Origin of the sequence: Streptomyces phaeochromogenes (assembly GCF_001418655.1) — a bacterium.
Classification (GTDB): Bacteria; Actinomycetota; Actinomycetes; order Streptomycetales; family Streptomycetaceae; genus Streptomyces; species Streptomyces phaeochromogenes.
Genome location: NZ_LIQZ01000664.1, coordinates 1 through 3,566 on the forward strand (window position 1 = coordinate 1; position 3,566 = coordinate 3,566).

The 3,566-nt window shown below is 71.3% G+C and carries 3 protein-coding genes; all 3 read left to right on the forward strand.

Annotated features, from left to right (window positions below; genetic code table 11):
• Nucleotides 1-317 precede the first annotated feature (317 nt).
• Complete coding sequence (locus tag AOK17_RS53375; protein ID WP_063997401.1) at nt 318-974, forward strand: DUF5994 family protein; 657 nt, start codon at nt 318-320, stop codon at nt 972-974.
• Between the two features lie 283 nt (nt 975-1,257).
• The gene (locus tag AOK17_RS47350) at nt 1,258-2,682 is read left to right on the forward strand and encodes a PP2C family protein-serine/threonine phosphatase (RefSeq protein ID WP_079053701.1); all 1,425 of its coding nucleotides are present in this window, start codon (nt 1,258-1,260) and stop codon (nt 2,680-2,682) included.
• A 111-nt stretch (nt 2,683-2,793) separates the two neighbouring features.
• Nucleotides 2,794-3,345 carry a GNAT family N-acetyltransferase gene (locus AOK17_RS47355; RefSeq protein WP_055618800.1) on the forward strand — a complete coding sequence of 184 codons (552 nt, stop codon included), beginning with the start codon at nt 2,794-2,796 and terminating at the stop codon, nt 3,343-3,345.
• Nucleotides 3,346-3,566 lie beyond the last annotated feature (221 nt).

A 3,566-nucleotide genomic window follows, 5' to 3' on the forward strand; every position in this document is an offset into this window, starting at 1 on the left:
CGACCGGGCCGGGCGCCGGACCGTGCGACCAGACCGGGAGCCGGACCGCGAAGGCGTCCCCGGCACGGAACACGTCCGACACGGGGCACGTTCGGAACGGGGCACGTTCGGAACGGGGCGCGCCCGGCAAGGGGCACGCCCGGCGCAGGCTCCGGCACGTTTCCGGCGGCTCGCGCTGGTCCGCCACGCACCTGTGCGGAGTAGCCTGAGGTCACCGAGGGCATTTCGTACGCCGGCCTTCATGCCTACGTCGTTCTCGGTGAGCGTCGACACCGGACGGCTGCCCGCGGGCCGCGGTCCGGAGACAGGTTCGCGCGATGTCCGCGACCACCGATCGTCCCCCTCTGCGGATCGTCCCCTACAGGGCCCCGACCGCCCGCCTCGCGCTGAAACCCGCGAACACCCCCACAGGACTGCCTGGGCTGACTGGGCTTCCAGACCTTCTGGACGGCGCCTGGTGGCCCCGCTCCCGCGACCTGGCCCACGAACTCTCCGCCCTGGCCGACGTCCTGGACCCTCTGGGCGGCCGGATCACCCGGATCGCCGTCAACTCCCGTTACTGGCCGGTCGTCCCCCGCCGGATCCCCGTGAACGGCCATGCGGTGAAGGTGGGTTGGTTCACCACGGAGCTGGACCCACACAAGATCCTGCTGCTCTCCCACACCACCGGCCGCTGGAACCTCCTGGTGATCCCTCCGGAGGCCGACGCCTCCACGGCCGCCCGCCTCATGGCAGCCGCGAGCGACAGCACGGGCCCGTCCACGACCGCGACCGCCACGGAACTCATCGCCGCGGAACACGCCCTGCACGGCGCCCCGGCGACAGACGGGGCAAAGGATCCCTCAGAAGCGGAAGCCTGGGAGGACGACGAGATCGCCCCTCCCCTGATCCCTCTGGTCCCGCAGATGCCACAGATGCCACTGGTCAAGGAGGCCGCGCTCGCCCGGCCCGTCCACCCGGTCACGGGGCGGTGACCGGCATGACCGGCGCCCTGGCGGCCAGCGTGCTGCTGATCCTGACAGTCGTGGCGACCCGCCTGCACCCGCGCCGCCGCCGGAACACACGCCACTAGGGGACCGGGGATACCGGGCGGGCGTGCCGGGCGGACAGGTGGGCCAATGCGGGTACCGGGCGGACAGCGGGCCGACGCGGTACCCGCCCGCCGAATCGCACGCCTGCACGCCTCAGGTCAATGTGCAGGGGCCCCCTTCCGGGACCGGGTCGCACGGAGCCGGGGGAGGGAGTAGACATGGTGGCATGAGCGACAGTGATGCGCCTGGTTGGAGAGAGAGCCCGGGCATCAGGACGGACCCCGACGCCGATGCGGACGCCGAAGTACAAACAGATGCGGACCCCGACCCGGAACTCGCCCACACCCGCTCCCCCTCCTCCACAGCCGAAGCTGAGGCCGAGGCTGAAGCCGACATCGACATCGACTTCGCGAAGGTCTTCCAGGCCCTGCCCAGCCCGGTCATGCTGCTCGCGCCCGACCTGACGATCCTCGGTGCGAACCGGGCCTATGTGCAGATCTCGGGCCGTGGCCTGGACGAGCTGGTCGGCCGGTTCATCTTCGACGTGTTTCCGGACAGCCCCACCGAGGAGGCCAGCGGCGCCCGGACCCTGCGTACCTCGCTCGAACGGCTGCTGGCCACCGGCGAGCGGGACACCATGGCGCTGCAGAAGTACGACGTGGAGGTGCCCGACCGGCCGGGCGTGTTCGAGGAGCGTTACTGGAGCACGGTCAACATCCCGGTCCTCGACGCGGACGGCCGGGTGTCGCTCATCGCCCACCGGGTCGAGGAGGTCACGGCCCTGGTCCGCGCCCGCGAGGCCGCCGACCGGACGCCGGGCACCCAGCACGCCTCCCTCACCACGCTCAGTCACGAGGACGCGATGACCGCCGACCTCCTGACCCGCTCCCAGGAGCTGCAGGAACTCAACGAGGAGCTGCGCAAGGCCCACGCCCGCACGCACGAGGTCGCGGTCACCCTGCAGCGCGCCATGCTGCCCGGCACCGCGCTGCCGCGGCACGACTTCGCCGCCGTCCGCTACCAGCCCGCGGCCAGCTTCCTCAACGTATGCGGCGACTGGTACGACCTGATCGACCTCGACGAGGACCGGCTGGCCGCGGCGGTCGGTGACGTCGTCGGGCACGGGCTGGAGGCGGCCGGGGTCATGGGCCAGCTGCGCAGCGCGCTGAGCGCGGCGATCCGGGCGACCGGCCGGCCCGCGGACGCGCTGACGACCCTCGCGCAACACGCGCACACCGTCGAGGGCGCGCTGGCCACGACGGCCGTGCAGGCGGTGATCGACCGGGCCGCGCACACGGTCACGTACAGCTGCGCCGGCCACCCGCCGCCGCTCCTGGCCCACCCCGACGGAACGGTCGAACTGCTCGACACGGCCACCGACCCGCCCCTCGCCGCCTCCGACGACACCATCCCCCGCACCCAGGCGACGGTGTCCTACACCCCCGGCGCCACCCTCGTCCTCTACACCGACGGCCTGATCGAACGCCGCACCGAGGACATCGACCAAGGCCTCCACCGCCTCACCGCCAGCCTCAAACACCACCACACCCTGCCCCCCGAACCCCTGGCAGACGCAATCCTGACGGACCTGGTCCCGGCCCCCCGCCGGGGCCCGGACGACGACACGGCACTGGTGGTGATCCGACTGTGACGGGTCACCGCAGCGAGCTGTGTCGGCCAATTCACTGAAGCCTTCTCGGCAGAGCACCGTTCGAGACTGTTCGGCCTGGACTCCCGGTGGCCTCGCTTGATCCAATGGTGGATGACATCGTTCTGGACAGGCACGCGGATACGGCTGCGCGGGATCGAGCCCGAGGACTGGACCGGGTTCATGCGGTTCGCTGTGGATGAGGAGCGGTTGGGGGATGCGGTGCAGCCGCCCCGTTCCGCCGAGGGGTATCGCGCCTGGGCGAAGGAGCAGGCCGCCGCCGGGACCGATGGTGACTGTTTTCGGCTGGCCATCGAGGCTCTCGACACCGGGGAGATCGTCGGCGCCGTCTCCACCGGCCATGCCGATCCGCAGGCGGGGCGGTTCGAGTACGGCGTCACGGTCGGGGCGGGGCATCGGCGCAAGGGCTACGCGGTGGAAGCCGTGGTGATGCTGCTGCGGTTCATGTTCGCCGAGCGGCGCTATCACAAGTGCGAAGCGCGGGTCTTCGACTACAACCAGGGGTCGTTGGCGCTCCATCACCGGCTCGGTTTCGTCGAGGAGGGGCGCCTCCGCGATCACGTGTTCCTCGCGGGCCGGCACCACGATCTCGTCCTCCTGGGCATCCTCGCCGACGAGTTCGACCGACTGCACCCGCCGGCCTAGCCGCTCCGGACGCTCCGGACGCCCTGGCCGCCCTGGCCGCCCTTCGGCACGTCAGCCACGCGGTCTTGCCTTCGGTGAATTCATCCACCACCATCTCGCCGATGGATAAAATATTGAACCGGACCCGGAGAGTCAGGACCCTCACGGTCGGGCTTCTCGTCGGCCTGGTCCTGGGTGGGCCGGGTGTGCCGGGTGTCGCTCCAGCCACCCCCGCCGTAGCG

Coding starts and splice junctions, on each gene's coding strand:
- AOK17_RS53375 (WP_063997401.1), top strand. CDS start 318: ATGTCCGCGACCACCGATCGTCCCCCTCTGCGGATCGTCCCCTACAGG.
- AOK17_RS47355 (WP_055618800.1), top strand. CDS start 2,794: ATGACATCGTTCTGGACAGGCACGCGGATACGGCTGCGCGGGATCGAG.
- AOK17_RS47350 (WP_079053701.1), top strand. CDS start 1,258: ATGAGCGACAGTGATGCGCCTGGTTGGAGAGAGAGCCCGGGCATCAGG.